The 18217-nt window shown below is 71.5% G+C and carries 13 protein-coding genes and 1 riboswitch; of the genes, 11 read left to right on the forward strand and 2 right to left on the reverse strand.

The window, feature by feature from the left end:
- Positions 1 to 29: 29 nt before the first annotated feature.
- The 4 genes from M3E84_RS01690 to M3E84_RS12360 all read left to right on the forward strand — a co-directional run bounded on the left by M3E84_RS01690 (position 30) and on the right by M3E84_RS12360 (position 6239).
- Positions 30 to 1499 (forward strand): 3-oxoacyl-ACP reductase, encoded by a 1470-nt coding sequence (locus M3E84_RS01690; protein ID WP_259894283.1) that lies wholly within the window; start codon positions 30 to 32, stop codon positions 1497 to 1499.
- Between the two features lie 2 nt (positions 1500 to 1501).
- Entirely contained in the window at positions 1502 to 2548 is a 1047-nt protein-coding gene (locus tag M3E84_RS01695; protein ID WP_259894335.1) for a MaoC/PaaZ C-terminal domain-containing protein, read from the forward strand.
- 178 nt (positions 2549 to 2726) lie between these two features.
- Positions 2727 to 4931: an NAD-dependent DNA ligase LigA gene (gene ligA, locus M3E84_RS01700; protein ID WP_259894336.1), complete on the forward strand. Its 2205-nt coding sequence runs from the start codon at positions 2727 to 2729 to the stop codon at positions 4929 to 4931.
- Between the two features lie 516 nt (positions 4932 to 5447).
- Positions 5448 to 6239 (forward strand): transglycosylase family protein, encoded by a 792-nt coding sequence (locus M3E84_RS12360; RefSeq protein ID WP_396415533.1) that lies wholly within the window; start codon positions 5448 to 5450, stop codon positions 6237 to 6239.
- Positions 6240 to 6518: 279 nt separating this feature from the next.
- Here M3E84_RS12360 and M3E84_RS01715 read toward each other — a convergent pair whose 3' ends face one another.
- The gene (locus M3E84_RS01715; RefSeq protein WP_259894285.1) at positions 6519 to 7283 is read right to left on the reverse strand and encodes a hypothetical protein; all 765 of its coding nucleotides are present in this window, start codon (positions 7281 to 7283) and stop codon (positions 6519 to 6521) included.
- A gap of 305 nt (positions 7284 to 7588) precedes the next feature.
- Here M3E84_RS01715 and gatC point away from each other — a divergent pair, with 305 nt between their 5' ends.
- The 4 genes from gatC to M3E84_RS01735 all read left to right on the forward strand — a co-directional run bounded on the left by gatC (position 7589) and on the right by M3E84_RS01735 (position 11906).
- Positions 7589 to 7885 carry an Asp-tRNA(Asn)/Glu-tRNA(Gln) amidotransferase subunit GatC gene (gene gatC / locus M3E84_RS01720; RefSeq protein WP_259894287.1) on the forward strand — a complete coding sequence of 99 codons (297 nt, stop codon included), beginning with the start codon at positions 7589 to 7591 and terminating at the stop codon, positions 7883 to 7885.
- Positions 7886 to 7891: 6 nt separating this feature from the next.
- Positions 7892 to 9490: an Asp-tRNA(Asn)/Glu-tRNA(Gln) amidotransferase subunit GatA gene (gene gatA, locus M3E84_RS01725; protein WP_259894289.1), complete on the forward strand. Its 1599-nt coding sequence runs from the start codon at positions 7892 to 7894 to the stop codon at positions 9488 to 9490.
- Entirely contained in the window at positions 9487 to 10986 is a 1500-nt protein-coding gene (gatB, locus tag M3E84_RS01730) for an Asp-tRNA(Asn)/Glu-tRNA(Gln) amidotransferase subunit GatB (RefSeq protein WP_259894291.1), read from the forward strand. The genes gatA and gatB overlap by 4 nt, the downstream gene beginning before the upstream one ends.
- A 107-nt stretch (positions 10987 to 11093) precedes the next feature.
- Complete coding sequence (locus M3E84_RS01735) at positions 11094 to 11906, forward strand: type II CAAX prenyl endopeptidase Rce1 family protein (RefSeq protein ID WP_259894292.1); 813 nt, start codon at positions 11094 to 11096, stop codon at positions 11904 to 11906.
- A gap of 124 nt (positions 11907 to 12030) precedes the next feature.
- On the opposite strand, the gene M3E84_RS01740 is transcribed toward M3E84_RS01735, so the two are convergent.
- Complete coding sequence (locus tag M3E84_RS01740) at positions 12031 to 14244, reverse strand: S9 family peptidase (RefSeq protein ID WP_259894293.1); 2214 nt, start codon at positions 14242 to 14244, stop codon at positions 12031 to 12033.
- Positions 14245 to 14342: 98 nt separating this feature from the next.
- Here M3E84_RS01740 and M3E84_RS01745 point away from each other — a divergent pair, with 98 nt between their 5' ends.
- From M3E84_RS01745 to M3E84_RS01755, 3 genes are all read left to right on the forward strand, one after another.
- The gene (locus M3E84_RS01745) at positions 14343 to 15119 is read left to right on the forward strand and encodes a CPBP family intramembrane glutamic endopeptidase (protein ID WP_259894295.1); all 777 of its coding nucleotides are present in this window, start codon (positions 14343 to 14345) and stop codon (positions 15117 to 15119) included.
- Positions 15120 to 15187: 68 nt separating this feature from the next.
- A riboswitch (SAM riboswitch) is annotated at positions 15188 to 15304 on the forward strand.
- A 67-nt stretch (positions 15305 to 15371) separates the two neighbouring features.
- Positions 15372 to 16730, forward strand: a complete 1359-nt coding sequence (locus M3E84_RS01750; protein WP_259894297.1) for a bifunctional o-acetylhomoserine/o-acetylserine sulfhydrylase — start codon at positions 15372 to 15374, stop codon at positions 16728 to 16730.
- 1 nt (position 16731) lies between these two features.
- Positions 16732 to 17913 carry a homoserine O-acetyltransferase gene (locus M3E84_RS01755; RefSeq protein WP_259894299.1) on the forward strand — a complete coding sequence of 394 codons (1182 nt, stop codon included), beginning with the start codon at positions 16732 to 16734 and terminating at the stop codon, positions 17911 to 17913.
- The last annotated feature ends 304 nt before the right edge of the window (positions 17914 to 18217 follow it).

The raw sequence follows: 18217 nt of genomic DNA on the forward strand, positions 1-18217 counted from the left end.
GCACGCACTCCTTCGAAAGGCCCCCTCGCATGCCCAAGACCCCGCGCTGGACGCGAACCCTGACCGACCTGCGCTCGTCGCAGGATGCCTACCTCGACGTCGTCGCCACCGGCCCCGGCCGCTCCGTGGCCGGCGCCCTCGGGCTGCCCGCCCCGGTGGCACTGACCCGGCACACTGCCGGCAAGCCCGAGAAGCCGCGCACCGTGCTGGTGATCTCGGACGAGTCCTCCTGCGCCAATGCCGAGGCCATCGCCCGGGCGCTGAGCGCTCGCGGGCACGACATCCGCAGGGATGCCGAGGCCGTCGCGCAGGGCTCCGAGCGGATCCAGGCCGTGATCCTCGTGCTGAGCCAGGCGCAGGGCCCCTCGGAGCTCACGGCGCCGTCGCTGGCGCTGGGCTCCGTGCTGCGCAGGCTGGATCGCGGCGCTCGCGTGGTGGCGATCTCCCGTGCGGCTGCGGGCGTGGCAGCCGGCTCGGCCGTCGCGGCGACCTTCTCCGATGGCGACACCGGCGCAGAGGCCGTGCGCCGCAACGCGGCCCGTCAGGGCGCGGTCGGGCTGGTGCGCTCGCTGGCCCAGGAGATGCGCGGCGGGGCCACCGCCAACGGCATCGTGGTCGCCGAGGACGTCGCCGTCGATGCCCCCTCCGTGCTCGGCGGACTGGACTTCCTGCTCTCTGGACGCAGCGCGTTCGTCTCCGGGCAGTTCCTTCCCGTCACCTCGGAGGCCGGACCCGGGTCGCTGGCGCAGGCCGCGCTGGGGGAGACCCCGCTCGAGGGCCGGGTCATCGTGGTCACCGGCGCCGCTCGGGGGATCGGCGAGCAGATCGCCCGCCTGCTGCACGCGCAGGGCGCGCAGGTCGTGCCGATCGACGTCCCCGCGGCCGGCGACGCCCTGGCCAAGCTGGCCAATGAGATCGCGGCGGCCTCCCTGCCGCTGGACGTGACCGCCGACGACGCCGGCCAGCGCATCCTGGAGCACTGCCGGACCCGGTTCGGGCGGATCGACGGCATCGTGCACAACGCCGGGATCACCCGAGACAAGATGCTGGCCAACATGGATGAGGGCCGCTTCGCCTCGGTCCAGGCCGTCAACGTCGAGGCTCCGCTGCGGATCACCCAGCAGCTGCTGGCCGATCCGCTGGCCCAGGGGCTGCGGGTCGTCGGGCTGGCCTCCACCTCCGGCATCGCGGGCAATCGCGGGCAGACCAACTACGCGGTCTCCAAGGCCGGCGTGGTCGGGATGGTCGCCGCGCTGGCCCCGGAGCTGGCCGCCGGCGGAGGCACCGCCAACGCGGTGGCTCCAGGCTTCATCGAGACGGAGATGACCGCCAAGATCCCCATGGCCCGGCGCCAGGTCGCCCGCCGCCTGAACTCCCTGCAGCAGGGAGGCCTGCCGGTGGACGTCGCCGAGGCCATCGCGTTCCTGCTCTCGGATGCGGCAGCCGGGATCTCCGGGCAGACCCTGCGCGTGTGCGGGCAGAACCTGGTGGGAGCGTGAGCATGCACGAGGAGCAGACGCACCTCGACGGCGCCGATCGCGACGTCGTCCTCCTGCCCGAGCTGCCCGCGCTCGGCCCGCTCTACGCCCGGGCGGCCGGGGGATCGGCACTCGGCGCGGGCACCCGCACGGCCCGCGGCCTGTGGGCCAAGGCGGCTGGCGCGATCCCTGGGCTGGGCTCGGGCAGCGCCTCCTCCGGCGGGACTCGGCTCGAGCTGCCGGCGATGGACCTGCTCGTGGCCGACGTCCCCATCGACGAGCAGGCACACCGCGGCTTCTGCGATGTGGTCGGGGCCCCGATCCGCACTCGGCCCGACGGCGGCGTGGAGGCCTTCAGCGGCTATCTGCACGCGCTGTCGTTCCCCGCAGCCATGGCGCTGCTGACCCGCGAGGACTTCCCGCTGCCGCTGCTTGGGCTGGTGCACCTGTCCAACTCGGTCGTCCACGAGCTGCCGCTGCTGGTGGGCGAGCGCGTGGGCATCACGGTGCGCGCCCAGAATCTGCGGCCGCATCGCTCCGGGGCGCAGTTCGACGTCGTGGCGCAGCTGCGCACCGAGGACACCCAGGAGCTGGCCTGGACGGGGACCTCCACGTACCTGGCCCGGGGCGTGCGCCTGTCGGAGGCGGAGAAGGCTGAGCAGGCATCGCGTCCGGAGTTCGAGGCGCCGCTGCCCACCGCCCGCTGGCAGCTCGGCGCCGACACCGGTCGGCGCTACGCGGCCGTCTCCGGGGACGTCAACCCCATCCACCTCAGCGGGGCCTCGGCCAAGGCGCTCGGGATGAAGGGCGCGATCGCCCACGGCATGTACACGGCCTCCCGCGCCCTGGCCATGGTCGATGCCCCCGCGCCGCTGCGGTGGGACGTCGAGTTCGGCGCCCCGCTGCTGCTGCCCGGCGCGGCGTCCGTGGCGGTCCGGCGCGACGGACGCGGCGCCGAGCTGCGCACCGCCGAGGTCGCGGTATGGGATGCCCGTCGCGGTCGTCCCCACGCCGCGCTCAGCGTGCGCCGTCTCGACGAGCAGCCGCGTCGTCGGCACGTCGCCTACTGACGACGTCCGGATCCGCCTGCTGATCACCGGGGCGAGCAGGGCTCTCGGGTTCTGCCCGCCCCGGCGTCGTCATGGGCGCTGTGTCGTCGGAGCGGTGGGCCACAATGACGGGGTGAGCCAGCAGAACAGGACCGCGGCGCAGGCCGCGAAGGCAGCCGAGCAGGACCAGCCCGTCGAGATGTCCGCGGGTGAGATCCCCGCCGACTCCCTGCGGGAGGAGTACGCCGAGCTCGTGGAGCGCGTGCGCCAGGCGCGGGTCGAGTACTACCAGCAGGACGCACCCACCGTCTCGGATGCCCAGTACGACCAGGACTATCGGCGCCTGGAGGAGCTCGAGTCCCTGCATCCGGAGCTGCAGTCCAACGACTCTCCCACGCAGGAGGTCGGCGGCGAGCCTTCGGCCGCCTTCGCCCCGGTCCGCCATCTCGAGCGCATGTACTCGCTCGAGGACGTCTTCTCGATCGACGAGCTGCGCGCCTGGCTCGAGCGCGCCCAGGCCCAGGTCCAGGCCCTGCATCAGGCCCCCGAGCTGCGCTGGCTCACCGAGGTCAAGATCGACGGCCTGGCCATCAATCTGCTCTACCAGGACGGCCGCCTGGTCCGCGCCGCCACTCGCGGCGACGGCACCACCGGCGAGGACGTGACCCACAACGTCGCCACGATCTCCACCATCCCGCAGCAGCTGCGCGGTAAGGACCTCCCGCAGCAGATCGAGATCCGCGGCGAGATCTTCATCTCCACGCGGGACTTCCAGACGGTCAATGAGCAGCGTGTGGAGGAGGGCAAGGCACCGTTCGCCAACCCGCGCAACGCCGCCGCCGGCTCGCTGCGGCAGAAGGATCCGGCGGAGACCGCCAAGCGCCCGCTGTCCATGTACGTCCACGGCATCGGCGCCGCCGAGGGCCTGCAGATCAGCGCCCAGTCGGAGGCCTACGACCTCATGGCCGCCTGGGGCCTGCCCGTCAGCCCGTACTCGCAGGTGCTCGGCAGCATCGATCAGGTCGTGGCATACATCGACGAGTACGGCGACAAGCGCCACTCGCTGGATCACGGCATCGACGGCATCGTCGTGAAGGTCGACGACCGCGCCACGCAGCGTCAGCTCGGGCACACCTCCCGCACGCCGCGCTGGTCGGTGGCGTACAAGTATCCGCCGGAGGAGGTCCACACCAAGCTGCTGGACATCCGTGTGGGCGTGGGCCGCACCGGGCGCGTGACCCCTTACGGCGTGATGGAGCCGGCCCTGGTCGCAGGCTCCACGGTGGAGATGGCCACTCTGCACAACCAGGACGTGGTGCGGGCCAAGGGCGTGCTGATCGGGGACACCGTGGTGCTGCGCAAGGCCGGTGACGTCATTCCGGAGATCGTCGGGCCCGTGGTCGCCCTGCGAGACGGCACCGAGCGCGAGTTCGTGATGCCCACGCACTGCCCGTCGTGCGGCACCGAGCTGCGTCCGGCCAAGGAGGGCGACGTCGACATCCGCTGCCCCAACGCCCGCTCGTGCCCGGACCAGCTCAAGGAGCGCGTCTTCCACGCGGCCGGGCGCGGTGCCTTCGACATCGAGGCGCTGGGGGAGGAGGCCGCCGTCGCGCTGACGCGCCCGGCCGAGCCCGCCGATCCGCCGCTGACCTCGGAGGCCCAGCTGTTCGATCTCACCGCGGGAATGCTGAAGGACGTCAAGATCGAGCGGCAGAAGCGCGGGGCCGGGGCCCAGCCCGGGCAGACCGAGCTCGTGCCGTACTTCTGGACCAAGGGAAGCGCCAAGCACCCGTCCAAGCCCAGCGCCAACACCGTCAAGCTCTTCGACGAGCTCGCCAAGGCCACCTCCCAGCCGCTGTGGCGCGTGCTCGTGGCGCTGTCCATCAGGCATGTGGGACCCACCGCGGCGCGATCGCTGGCCACGGCCTTCGGTTCCATGGAGCGGATCCGCGAGGCCTCGGAGGAGGAGCTGGCCGCCACGGACGGCGTGGGTCCGGTCATCGCCCGCGAGGTCATCGACTGGTTCCAGGTGGACTGGCACCGCGAGATCGTCGAGTCATGGGCCGCTGCGGGTGTGCGCATGGAGGACGAGGTCGATGACTCGGTGCCCAAGGTCCTGGAGGGGGTGACCATCGTGGTGACCGGCACGCTCGAGAACTACTCGCGCGATTCCGCCAAGGAGGCCATCCTCACCCGCGGCGGCAAGGCCTCGGGGTCCGTGTCCAAGAAGACCGACTTCCTGGTGGCCGGCGCCTCGGCCGGCTCCAAGCTGGACAAGGCCGAGTCCCTGGGAGTCACGGTGCTGGACGAGCCCGCCTTCACGCGGCTGCTCCAGGAGGGGCCAGAGGTGTTCCGACGCTCCTCCGGGGACGCGGAGGCGGCACAGCCCCATGCGGAGCAGTGATTGCTCAACGACTGTGAGCAGGATCTCCTCGGCCTGAAGGAGTGGCCCTGACCTGCGCGATCACCGGGCATCGAGAGGCCTCGGGTGTCGGCTGGGCTCGATTTTTGCTGTCCCCTCGACAGTGGGTCGTGACCTGATCGTGACCTTGCTGTTATGGTGCTGTGACCTCGCGAGGCGCAGCCCAGTTCCGGGCGGATCGCGGAGGGACGGGGCGGCTCGTGGAGTCGCCTCGGCGAAGGGCCCTGGATCCTCAGGGGTAAAACCTTCAGATTGGCACAGATCACAACTCAAATGGGTTGCCAGACCGAATCGTTACGGTATTGTGATCTTCGAACTTCCGGAGGGAGCCTGCGGGCTCGATCCAGCGCCTCGACCTGTTCGTCGAGCGCCACACGAAATCCAGGTTGCAGCCAGCCGTCATCGCTGTCGACAGCTGCATCCCCGACCCAGACCATTGGAACGGAAAGACAGCGACGCTATGACGCCGGGGACGGCACGAGCGGAGACGGCGCCGTCATGGAGCCTGTCGTGAAGAAGACCATCAAGAACACCATCGTCGCCGGCACCACCGCTGTCTTCGGCGGCGCGGCCCTCCTCGGTGCGGCTGCCCCCGCACAGGCCGCCGACAAGTGGGACCAGCTCGTCCAGTGCGAGGCCAGCGGTGACTGGAGCGCCAACACGGGCAACGGCTTCTCCGGCGGCCTGCAGTTCACCCCGTCCACCTGGGCCGCCTTCGGCGGCACCGGCAACGCTGCGAACGCTTCCGCAAGCGAGCAGAAGGCTGTGGCTGAGCGCGTGCTGGCCGAGCAGGGCTGGGGCGCATGGCCCGCCTGCTCCGCCAAGCTGGGCCTGTCGGGAGCTTCGGGCTACTCGGGTGCCGCTGCCTCCACCCCCGCCCCGGCTGCTGAGACCCAGGTCTCCACCCAGTCCGTCGAGACCCCGGCCCCGGCTCCGGCCCCGGCCGCTGAGGAGGCCCCCGTGGCCCAGGCTCCCGCCGCTGAGGCGCCCGCCGCCGAGGCCCCCGCCGCTGAGGCTCCGGTCGCCGAGCAGGCCCCGGTCTCCGAGTACACCGCTCCGGCGGCTCCGGTCGCCGAGCAGGCCCCGGTCGTCGAGTACACCGCTCCGGCGGCTCCGGTCGTCGAGCAGCCCGCCGTCGCCGGCACCTACACCGTCGTCTCGGGCGACACCCTGAGCTCCGTCGCCGCTGCCTACGGCACCGACTGGGAGACCCTCTTCGGCGCCAACGCGGACACCGTGGCTGACCCCAACCTGATCTTCGTGGGCCAGACCCTGAACATCCCCGCCTGATCCACTCGATCGGCCTCCGCTCCGGCGGAGATCGGATGATCCTCTGATCGTCCGGGCGAGCGAGAAGCCCCGCAGCCTCAGCGCTGCGGGGCTTCTCCCATGCCTGCAGGACGAAGCCTTCCCCGCCCGTCCGTCCGGGCCCGCCCGCATCGAATGGCCTCTGGGCGTCCCCAGGGGCGCCCGTCCCGATCGAGCGGCCCCGCCGTGTGCGTCTGAGGCGTCATGGCGACACCCCGGCGCCACTCGATGCTGCGGCGACTCCGAGGCCGCGGGCGCGGGTCAGTCCTGGGGCTCGACGGCTGCCGGGGAGCCCGGTGCCGAGGCGGCCCCGGCGGTCCCGGAAGTCTCGGAGGCCCCGGGGGTCTCGGCGACCGCGGAAGTCCCGGTGACCTCGGAGGTCTGGGGGCGGGCAGTGCCCTCGGCCGACCGGGGGCGGCGCAGGAGGGAGGGATCTCGCTGCTCGACGGTGGGATCCTCGAGCTCGGTGGTCTTGGCGCCGCCGCGGCCGCCGATCCTGTAGCCCTGGACCATGGTGAGGCTGACGCCGTCGCGGTGCTCGAGCTCGATGACCAGCGCAGGTGCCCCGGAACGATCCGGGAGGGTCGCCGGCAGTGCCAGCGCTGCGCCCAGCAGCTCGGGGGCCTTCTCGAGGGCCAGTGCGCGCAGGGCCGCCTCGGGATCATCGGAGTGGTGCAGCTCGGTGAGCTCGGCGGCGTCCTCGGGCTCGAGCTCATCGACCGTCGCGGCCTCCGCGGCCGGCTCGATGCTGTCGAGCTCGAACTCGCCGTCGCGGCGGGCGGTGATCAGGAAGGCGGGGAAGGCGCCGAAGCCCTCGAGCTGCTGCAGGGCGACAGTCTGCACGTGGGCTGCCATCTGATCGACGGTCTCGGCGGTCGCCTCGGAGACGCCCTGGCGCCAGGCGTTCGCGGAGTCCTGCGAGGGCGTGCGCGCGCCGGGGGAGGGGCGCGTCCCGGCGCGTGCTGCTGCCTTGGCGCGGCGTGCCGCCCCGCGGTCCTTCTTCGGCGTGCCGTCCTTCTTGGCCATGCGGGCCTCCTTCCGTCCCCGTGGGGCAGGTGGTGCGATGCCCCTGCGAAGGGGGCTGGTCTCGTCTGTCTCCAGGGTAGGCGTCGTTCGCCGCGCGGGAATGCCACCAGGGCCGGCGGCGCCTGGCCCGGTCGCACCGGGCGGAGCTGGGGGTGTCCGGGGCGGCCGATAGGATGGGCCCAGCTGGCCCCGTCGTCGAGCACCCTCCGGTCCGTGCGATCGGCAGGATCGCTCCGCGGGCCCCATGGAGCATCACGAGCAGGGTGAACACCCCAGACAGCAACACCGAAGAACAAGGAGCGTGCATGTCCGCGATCAGTCGCGATGAGGTCGCCCATCTGGCAGACCTCGCGCATATCGAGATGTCGGAGGAGGAGCTGCAGTCGCTGGCCGGCGAGCTCGGCCAGATCGTGCAGTCGGTCGCCTCCGTCAGCGAGGTCGCCGGGGACGACGTCCCCGCCACGAGCCACCCCCTGCCCCTGCGCAATGTCATGCGCGAAGACGTCGTGGGGGAGACGCTCAGCCCGGAAGAGGCCCTGTCGGGCGCACCGGACGCGGAGGGCGGGCAGTTCAAGGTCCCGGCCATCCTGGATGAGGACTGAGGCGATATGAGCGAGAACATCATCGAATTGTCCGCAGCCCAGCTCGCCCAGAAGCTCCAGGCCGGTGAGCTCACCTCGGTGCAGGCCGTCCAGGCCCACCTGGAGCGCATCGCGGCCACCGACGGCGCAGCCGCACCGGAGCGCAGCCAGGGCAAGTCCGGTCTCAACGCCTTCCTGCACCTCAACGCGGAAGAGGCCCTCGAGGTCGCCGAGTCCGTGGACCGCGACCGCGCCGCGGGCAAGGACCTGCCAGCGCTGGCCGGCGTGCCGATCGCGGTCAAGGACCTGATCGTCACCAAGGGCCAGCCCACCACGGCGGCCTCGCGCATGCTGGAGGGCTGGATGAGCCCCTACGACGGCACCGCCACCGAGAAGCTGCGCGCGGCGCGCGTGCCGATCCTCGGCAAGACCAACCTCGACGAGTTCGCCATGGGCTCCACCACGGAGCACTCGGCCTTCGGGCCCACGCGCAATCCCTGGGATCTCAGCCGCATCCCGGGCGGCTCGGGCGGCGGCTCGGCGGCAGCGGTCACCGCATTCCAGGCCCCGCTGGCGCTGGGCACGGACACCGGCGGCTCCATCCGCCAGCCGGCCGCAGTGACCGGCTCGGTCGGGGTGAAGCCCACCTACGGCTCGGTCTCGCGCTACGGCGTGATCGCCATGGCCTCGTCGCTGGACCAGGTCGGCCCGTGCGCGCGCACCGTGGAGGACGCGGCCATGCTGCACGAGGTCGTCGGCGGGCATGACCCCAAGGACTCGACCTCGCTGAGCGACCCGGCCGACGGCTTCGTCGAGGCCGCACGGGCAGGTGCCGTCGAGGGCGGGCTGAAGGGCCTGCGCGTCGGCGTGCTCAAGGAGCTGACCGGCGAGGGCTTCCAGCCCGGCGTCGAGCAGCGCTTCCGCGAGGCCGTCGAGGCACTGGAGAACGCGGGGGCGAGCGTCGTCGAGATCGAGACGCCGAACTTCAAGTACGCCCTGGGCGCCTACTACCTGATCATGTCCTCGGAGGTCTCCTCCAACCTGGCCAAGTACGACGGCGTCCGGTTCGGTCAGCGCGCCCTGCCCAAGGACGGGCACGCGACCATCGAGCGCGTCATGTCCGCCACACGCGCGGAGAACTTCGGCGCCGAGGTCAAGCGCCGCACGATCCTGGGCACCTACGCCCTGTCGGCCGGCTACTACGACGCCTACTACGGCTCGGCGCAGAAGGTCCGCACCCTCGTGCAGCGCGATCTGGACGCCGCCTTCGAGCAGGTCGACGTCCTGGTCTCGCCCACCGCTCCCACCACTGCCTTCCCGCTGGGCTCGGTGGACGAGCAGGCGGATCCCATGCAGATGTACCTCAACGACATCGCCACGATCCCCACCAACCTGGCGGGCGTCCCGGCGATCTCGATCCCGGCGGGCCTCTCGCCTGAGGACGGGCTGCCGGTCGGCTTCCAGTTCATGGCTCCCGCCCGCGAGGACGCGCGCCTCTACCGCGCCGCCGCCGGACTGGAGCGGCTGCTGGAGGAGGCGAACGGAGGCCCGATCTGGAAGGACCTGCCGGACGTCGTCGAAGCCGTGGGCAAGCTGTCGGAGACCACTGAGGGAGGTGCCAAGTGAGCGATCAGATCCTGTCGTTCGAGGAGGCCATGGCGGACTTCGACCCCGTGCTCGGGTTCGAGGTCCACGTGGAGCTCAACACCGCGACCAAGATGTTCGACTGGGCGCCGAACACCTTCGGCGACGAGCCGAACACGAACACCACGCCCGTCTCGCTGGGCCTGCCCGGCGTGCTGCCCGTGGTCAACGGCAAGGCCGTGGAGTACGCGATCAAGCTCGGACTGGCCCTGGGCTGCCAGATCGCCCCGGTCTCGCACTTCGCGCGGAAGAACTACTTCTACCCGGACACGCCCAAGAACTTCCAGACCTCCCAGTACGACGAGCCCATCGCCTTCGACGGCCAGCTCACCGTCGAGCTCGAGGACGGCACGCCGTTCACCATCGAGATCGAGCGGGCCCACATGGAGGAGGACGCCGGCAAGCTGACCCACAGGGGCGGTGCCGGCCGGATCCAGGGCGCGGAGTTCTCGCTGGTGGACTACAACCGCGCCGGCGTGCCGCTGGTCGAGATCGTGACCCGCCCGATCGTCGGTGCTGGCGATCGGGCCCCGGAGCTCGGCAAGGCCTACGTCAAGGCGATCCGCGAGATCGTGAAGAACCTGGACATCTCGGATGCCCGCATGGAGCGCGGCAACGTGCGCTGCGATGCCAACGTGTCCCTGATGCCCAAGGGCACCACGGAGTTCGGCACGCGCTCGGAGACCAAGAACGTGAACTCGCTGCGCGCCGTGGAGCGGGCGGTGCGCTACGAGATCCAGCGCCACGCCGCAGTGCTCAAGGCCGGCGAGAAGATCGTCCAGGAGACACGTCACTGGCACGAGGACACCCGCTCGACCACCTCGGGCCGTCCCAAGTCGGATGCCGATGACTACCGCTACTTCCCCGAGCCCGATCTGGTGCCCGTGTGCCCGGATCCCGCCTGGGTGGAGCAGCTGCGTGCCTCGCTGCCGGAGCCCCCGGCCCAGCGCCGGGCGCGCCTGCAGAAGGAATGGGGCTACTCGGACGAGGAGTTCCGCGACGTCGTCAACGCGGGCGTCACCGAGGAGATCGCCGCCACCATCGAGGCCGGGGCCTCCAAGGCGGCCGCCCGCAAGTGGTGGATGGGCGAGATCGCCCGTCTGGCCAACAACGCCGGTGTGGAGATCGCGGATCTGGGCATCACCCCGGCGCACGTGGCCGAGGTCGAGACGCTGATCGGCGAGAAGACCATCAACGACAAGATCGCCAAGCAGGTCCTGGGCCACGTGGCCGAGGGCGAGGGCAGCCCGTCCGAGATCGTGGAGGCCCGCGGTCTTGCCGTGGTCTCGGACGAGGGCGTGCTGATCTCCGCGATCGACGACGCCATGGCCCAGATGCCGGATGTCGTCGAGAAGGTCAAGGGCGGCAAGGTCCAGGCCGTCGGAGCCCTGATCGGCCCGGTCATGAAGGCCACCAAGGGCCAGGCCGACGCCGGCCGCGTCCGCGAGCTGATCCTGGAGAAGCTCGGGGTCTCCTGAGCCTTCTCCCGCAGGACCATCGCGCCCGGAAGCCCAGCTTCCGGGCGCGATCTGCACTTCGGGCGCGAAAGCTATTCCTGGCCCGACGACACCCTGAAGGGGCACACATGACCACGATCTGGAACTACCGCGGCCGAGACCGGGCTCTGTGGGCGGTGATCGCCGCGATCGTCGGCTCCTACGTGATGGCCATGCGCCTGGCCCGGTGGGAAGAGCCCTGGCAGTGGGTGCCGCTCGCCCTGCCGGTCGCGGTGCTGCTCATCTGGTTCTTCCTGGCCAAGGCCGGTGTGCGCGACCTGGGCTTCCCGGCGGCTGGTGTTCGGACCAGCGCAGCAGCCGGACCGCTGGGCGGGGCCGGCGCGCTCGTGCTCGGTGCGGCGACAGGCGCCGCTGGGGCGGCGGCGCTGCTGCTGACCCGGGACGGATCACCCGATCTGCTGGGCCAAGCCGCGGTCTCGAGACTCGGTGGACCTTGGGTGATAGCGGTGCTGGCTGCGATCGCTGCGGCGGCGGGGGAGATCGTGTTCCGCGGCGCGCTGCTGCGGCTGGCGCTCGCACGCTGGTCGTCGGGGGCTGCGATCGCGGTCTCGGTCCTGCTGGCGGTGCTCGGGCTGCTGCCCGTCATGCTCACACGCAGTGAGGGCACCTGGTCCTGGCTGGCGGCCTCGGCGTGCGCTGTGGCGGTGCAGAGCCTGGCGCTGGCCTGGGCGGCCGTGCGCACCGGAGCGCTGTGGATGCCGCTGGGCTGGGCCGTGGGTCTGATGGCAGCGGGGGCTGCCGTGCTGCAGGGCTGGCCCGCTCACGCCTCGGAGGCGTGGGCCGCCGCCGGCGCCGCGGCAGGTGCCGGTGTCCTGCTGATCCCCGTGGTCCTGGTGCTCGAGCGGGTGCGGCGCTCCGGCTCAGGTCGCGCCTCTGCCTGAACCGACGAGCCGACGCGCCAGTGCGCCCGAAGCACGGCTCGGGCCGACCGAGGGGACCGCTGGTGGCTGGAGGTCCGGCGATCCCCTGCGGGCATGCGCAGCGCAGTGCGTCGGCGTCGGCGGCTCAGGCCAGTCCCAGTCGCTCCAGTGCCCAGGCGTCCTCCCACGCGTTGTCGCGCCACTGCTGATAGCGCCCGGAGGCGCCCCCGTGGCCGCCGGCCATCTCGATGCGCATGAGGATCCGCTCGCGCTTGTCCGAGTTCTCGTGGCGCAGCGCAGCCACCCACTTGGCTGGCTCCACGTAGAGCACGCGTGTGTCGTGCAGCGAGGTCACGGCCAGGATCGGCGGGTGGTCACGCGGGGCGATGTTCTCGTAGGGGGAGTAGGCCTGCATGGTCCGGTAGACCTCGGCGGAGTCGATCGGATTGCCCCACTCCTCCCATTCGAGCGCGGTCAGCGGCAGCTCGGGCATGAGCATGGAGGTCAGCGGGTCCACGAACGGCACCGCGGCCACCGCACCGCAGTACAGCTCGGGGGCCAGGTTCAGCACGGCACCGACCAGCAGTCCGCCGGCGGAGCCGCCCATCAGCACGATCCGGTCGGCGTCGATGTCCGAGCGACCTCCCAGGTGCCGGGTCACCGCGACGACGTCCGTGAAGGTGCGCCGCTTGTGCTCCTTCTTGCCGGACTCGTACCACTGCCGCCCGAGCTCGCCGCCGCCGCGCACGTGGGCGATGGCCCAGACCACCCCGCGGTCCAGCAGCGAGATCCGCGAGTACGAGAACGACGGATCCATGCTGATCTCGTACGAGCCGTAGGCATAAACCACCGCCGGCGCCGGCTGCGGTGCGTCCCGACGGCGGATGAGGGTGATCGGGATCCGCGTGCCGTCCTCGGCCTGGGCCCAGTCGCGCTCCACGCTGTAGTCGGCAGCCGAGTAGCCGCCCAGCACTGGCTGCTCGCGACGCAGGATCGGCTCAGGAAGATCGGGGCCGGGCGCCTCGAAAATCAGGTCGAAGACGCGCCGCGGGATCACGAAGGACTCCGCGGTGAAGCGCAGGACGGGGGAATCCGGCTCGGCGGCGGTCAGGGAGACCGCGGTGAGCTCGCCGGGCACCTCGAGGGCGCGCGGCGGCGCCTGGCGCTCGGTGCCCAGGCCATCCAGCGGCAGGACGCGCAGCCCCGGAAGGGTGTCCTCGCGGACCTCCACCACCAGGTGATGCTCGGTGGCGGCGAAGCCCAGCACCCGCAGCCCTTCTCTGGGACCCATGATGTCGATGCCGGGCGGGAGGCCGTCGTCGCTCGTCTGCTCGCGGTCCGCGGGGCCGTCGTCATCGCCCGGCGAAGTCGCGCCCGCGGGCAGATCCGACAGCTCGATCAGGCTCACTCGGCCATCCGGGGCCTGGTGATCGTGCTGGAGCAGGACGACGTCCCGGCCGTCGATCCGCAGGGGCTCCGCAGAGGCGAGCACGCGAGCGCTGCGCGGCACCACCACCAGCGGGGACTGCTCGCCTGCCTCCTCGACGCGCAGGATCGAGACTTCGGAGTACTCGGAGCACCCGGCCTCGAGCACGAGCCAGCGTCGGTCCGAGGAGAGCTCGGCGCCCAGCCACAGGCCGGGGTCGTCCTCCTGGGCGATGGTGATGTCCTGCTCGAGCGGGGTCCCGAGCACATGGCGGCGCAGCCGCCACGGCCGCCAGGTGTCGTCGACCTCTGTATAGAAGACGGCATCGCCGGCGGGGGAGAGGAAGGCGCCGTAGGAGGTCTCCGGGATCTCGTCGTCGAGGGTGCGCTCGGTGCTCAGGTCGTGGACGCGCACCGTGAAACGCTCATCGCCTGTGGTGTCCTCGGCCCAGGCCATGCGGGTTCCGTCGTGGGTGATGTCGAAGGCGCCCAGCGACCAGAAGTCGTGCGGCCGCGCTCGCTCGTTGCCGTCCAGGAGGGTCTGCTCGCCGGGCAGGGGCTGACCGGCGACGATCCGCGGCGGCTCCCACCCCCCAGCATCGGCCGGCACGCGGCACTGCACGGCGTGCTCGCCGCCCTCCTCAGTGCGGGCGAAGTACCACCAGTCCCCGCGCCGCCACGGCACCGACAGATCGGTCTCCTGCACGCGGTAGCGGACCTCCTGGAAGAGCTGCTCGCGCAGCGGGGCCAGCTGGGCGGTGGCGGCCTCGGCGTAGGCGGTCTCCGCCTGCAGATGCGCGATGACCTCCGGGGAGTCCTTGTCCCGAAGCCACTCATACGGGTCTTGGAAGGAATCGCCGTGGAACTCGCGGATGTGGTCACGGCGGACGGCCGACGGGGGAGCGAGCGGAAGATCCGAGTTCTGGGAGGTCATGGCGCTCATCGTAGGAAGCCCGGCAGACAGCACAGCGAGGCGGACGCCAGTGCGATGGCGTCCTTGTGCTGTCGTCGCCCCCGTCCACAATGAGTCCCATGATCGAAGCCCGTGCCCCTGAGACGACACACCCGTCGTTCGGCTCCCAGCGCGCCGATCTGTGGCTGCAGATCCTGCTCGTGCTGGGCGTCTCGCTGGGAGCCAGCGCCCTCTGGTCGCTTCTCGACCTCGCCGAGACGCTGTCGACCAGCTCGATCGCCGAATCCACCGCTGCCATGAACGCTGCGCAGAGCGGCTTCCCGCTGTTCGACGTCCTGCGCCGCGGTCTCGGGATCCTGCTGGCTCTGGTGCCGCCGGTGCTGGCGCTCTACCTGCTGGCCGGCTCGGCCGGGCAGCTGGGCGGCGTGCTGCGGCGGATCGGCCTGGACCGCCGCGCCCCGCTGGCGGATCTGGGACTGGGGGCGCTGCTCTTCGTCGTCATGGGCCTGGGCACCCTGGCGCTGTACCAGGCGGGGCGCCAGCTCGGGATCACCGCCGAGATCGTCACCAACGCGGCCGGGACCTCCTGGTGGGAGGTGATCCTGCTGCTGGCCTCGGCGCTGCGGCACTCGCTCGTGGAGGAGATCATCGTCGTCGTGTTCCTGGCCGATCGCCTGCTGCGGGTGGGCTGGACCTGGCCGGCGGTGCTGATCGGCTCGGCCCTTCTGCGCGGCAGCTACCACCTGTACCAGGGCATGGGCCCGGCGCTGGGCAACGTGGTCATGGGGCTGGTCTTCCTGTGGCTCTACCGTCGCACCGGACGCGTGATGCCGCTGATCATCGCCCACTTCCTGCTGGACGCCGTCGGCTTCCTAGCCGGGCCCCTGCTGTTCTGACGGAGCGCTCCACAGGCCACGGAACCCGGGTTTGCGCCGGAGGCGTGCTCGTCCGAGAATGGGAATCAGGTCACGAGAGCCAGCGACAAGCCCCAGCTAGCTGGCCGGCAACCCTCCTTCCGCGGTGGGGTGCCCTGGGTGAGGACCGGGCCGGTGCGCAGACGCGTACACGGCAAGCGCGGGTCACGGCACCCGGTCCGACGGGTGCGTCGGACCTCGGTCCGCGGCCCCGGAAGACAAGGAGTCGCCGACATGTCCGCACAGCAGCCCACCCCCTCCGCCCCGCAGGGATGGAGCTTCGAGACCCGGCAGATCCATGCCGGTCAGGAGCCCGATCCCGTCACCGGCGCCCGGGCGCTGCCCATCCAGCAGACGACCTCGTACGTCTTCCCGGATGCCGAGACCGCTGCCGGTCGCTTCGGACTCAGCCAGGTCGGGCCCATCTACACCCGCCTGACCAACCCCACCACCGAGGTCGTCGAGAACCGCATCGCCTCCCTGGAGGGCGGCACCGCGGCCGTCATGGTCTCCTCCGGGCAGGCCGCCACCACCTACGCGATCCTCAACGTGGCCGGGGCCGGCGATCACATCGTGGCCAGCCCGTCGCTGTACGGCGGCTCCTTCAACCTGTTCAAGCACACCCTGTCGCGGCTCGGGATCGAGACCACGTTCGTCTCCGACCCGGATGACCCCCAGGCCTGGCGCGATGCCGTTCGGCCCAGTACCAAGGCCTTCTACGCGGAGACCATCCCGAACCCGCGCAACGACGTCCTGGACCTGGAGACGGTCTCGCGGATCGCCCACGAGTCCGAGGTGCCGCTGATGGTGGACAACACCATCGCCACCCCGTACCTGCTGCGGCCGTTCGAGCACGGCGCCGACGTGGTGATCCACTCCGCCACCAAGTTCCTGGGCGGGCACGGCACCTCGGTGGGCGGGTTCATCGTGGATTCCGGGCGCTTCGACTACACCCGCTACCCGCAGCGCTTCCCCGGGTTCGTGGACCCGGACGAGTCCTACCACGGCGTCGTGTTCGGGGAGGTCTTCGGCGAGAACGGGCCGTTCGGGGCCAACGTGTCCTTCGCCTTCAAGGTCCGCACCCAGCTGCTGCGGGACATGGGAGCCTCCATCTCCCCGTTCAACGCCTTCCTGATCGAGCAGGGCATCGAGACGCTGTCGCTGCGCATGGAGCGCCACATCGCCAACGCCCAGAAGGTCGCGACCTGGCTCGAGGGGCACGAGGGCGTCGAGTCGGTGTCCTATGCGGGACTCGAGTCCTCGCCGTGGCACGAGCGCGCGCAGAAGTACGCACCCGGCGGGGCCGGCTCGGTCCTCGGCTTCGTGCTCCACGGCGGCTCGGAGGCGGGTCAGGCCTTCGTGGACGCGCTGAGCCTGCACTCGAACGTCGCGAACATCGGCGACGTCCGCTCCCTGGTCATCCACCCTGCCTCGACCACGCACGCCCAGCTCTCCCCGGAGGAGCAGCTGGCAGCGGGCGTGGCCCCCGGCTTCGTGCGCCTGTCCGTGGGTCTCGAGCACATCGACGACATCCTCGCCGACCTGGAGCTCGGCTTCGCCGCGGTCAGCCGTGCGGCAGGAGCCTCGGCCTGAGATGACGATCGCCGACAGTCCCCTTCCGCCCGCGCAGCAGCCCTTCCGCACCGAGGGGCTGCTGCGCCGCGCCCGGATCGGCGACCTCTCCCTGGACTCCGGAGCCGTGCTGCCCGAGGTCGAGCTGGCCTACGAGACCTGGGGCGAGCTCGACGACCGCGCTTCCAACGCGGTGCTCGTCCCGCATGCCCTGACCGGTGACACCCATGTCACGCGCGGGCGGGTAGCCCAGGACGCCACCGCGTTCGACCGCGTCTCCGCCGAGGCCCCGGGCTGGTGGGACGGGCTGGTCGGTCCCGGGCGGGCGATCGACACCGACCGCTTCTTCGTGGTCGCGATCAACATGCTCGGTGGCTGCTACGGCTCCACGGGGCCGGCGTCGCTGATCCCGGAGGGCAGCCCGCATGCAGGGCTTCCGTGGGGATCGGACTTCCCCGCGGTGACCATCCGCGATTCGGTGCGGGCCGAACAGCGCCTGGCCGAGCAGCTGGGCATCGCGTCCTGGCGGCTGGTCGTCGGCGGGTCCATGGGCGGTGCGCGGGCGCTCGAATGGGCTGCCACGTTCCCCGAGCAGGTGCGTGCCTGTGCCGTGATCGCCTCGACCGCGGCCTCCAGCGCCGAGCAGATCGCCTGGGGGCAGGCGCAGAGCCTGGCGATCCGCAACGATCCCGACTTCCGCGGCGGCGACTACTACGACGGCGTCATTCCCTCGGCCGGTTTGGGGCTGGCGCGGCGGATCGCGCACACCACCTATCGCGCGGCACCGGATCTCAACACCCGCTTCGGCCACTCGCCCCAGGCCGGCGAGGATCCCTCGGCGCCGCAGCCGGGGCGCCGCCGGGGCCGCTACGCGATCGAGAGCTACCTGGATCACCAGGCCGCCAAGCTCGTGGGCCGCTTCGACGCCAATTCCTACCTGGTGCTCAACGACGCCCTCATGGGCCACGACGTCGGCCGCGACCGCGGCGGCGCCCGGCAGGCGCTCGCGGCCACGACCTGCGACTGGCTCGTGGCCGCGGTCGACTCCGACCGGCTCTACCTGCCCTCGGAGTCCGAGGACCTCGCCCGGCTGCTGCCCGGCCAGGTCGCACACCGCACCATCCGCTCCGGAGCCGGGCACGACGGCTTCCTGATCGAGCACGAGCAGATCGGCGAGCTGGTCCGCGACGCCTTCCTCTCCTGACGGCCCCAGATCCCGTCGGGAAGCGCTCGGGAGTCAGGGAGGACCGCGGCTTCACCGGCTGAGAGACGGACGTGTAGATCCGCGCTGCCGGACACCGTCCCGTGAAGCCGGACCTCGCCGACCGTCACCGTCGGCTGGCGTTGCAGTTCGATGGCGCTGTCCACGAGGACGGGAGGCAGCGCCTGCGGGACGTCGAGCGGCTGCGGGCCACCGAGGCGGCAGGCTGGACGGAGCTGCGGGTGGTCCACACGGATCTGGACCTCGTCGACCCGCTGGACCCGGCGTCCGAGCCTCGGATCCTCAC

Origin of the sequence: Kocuria sp. p3-SID1428 (genome assembly GCF_025149945.1) — a bacterium.
Lineage (GTDB): Bacteria > Actinomycetota > Actinomycetes > Actinomycetales > Micrococcaceae > Kocuria.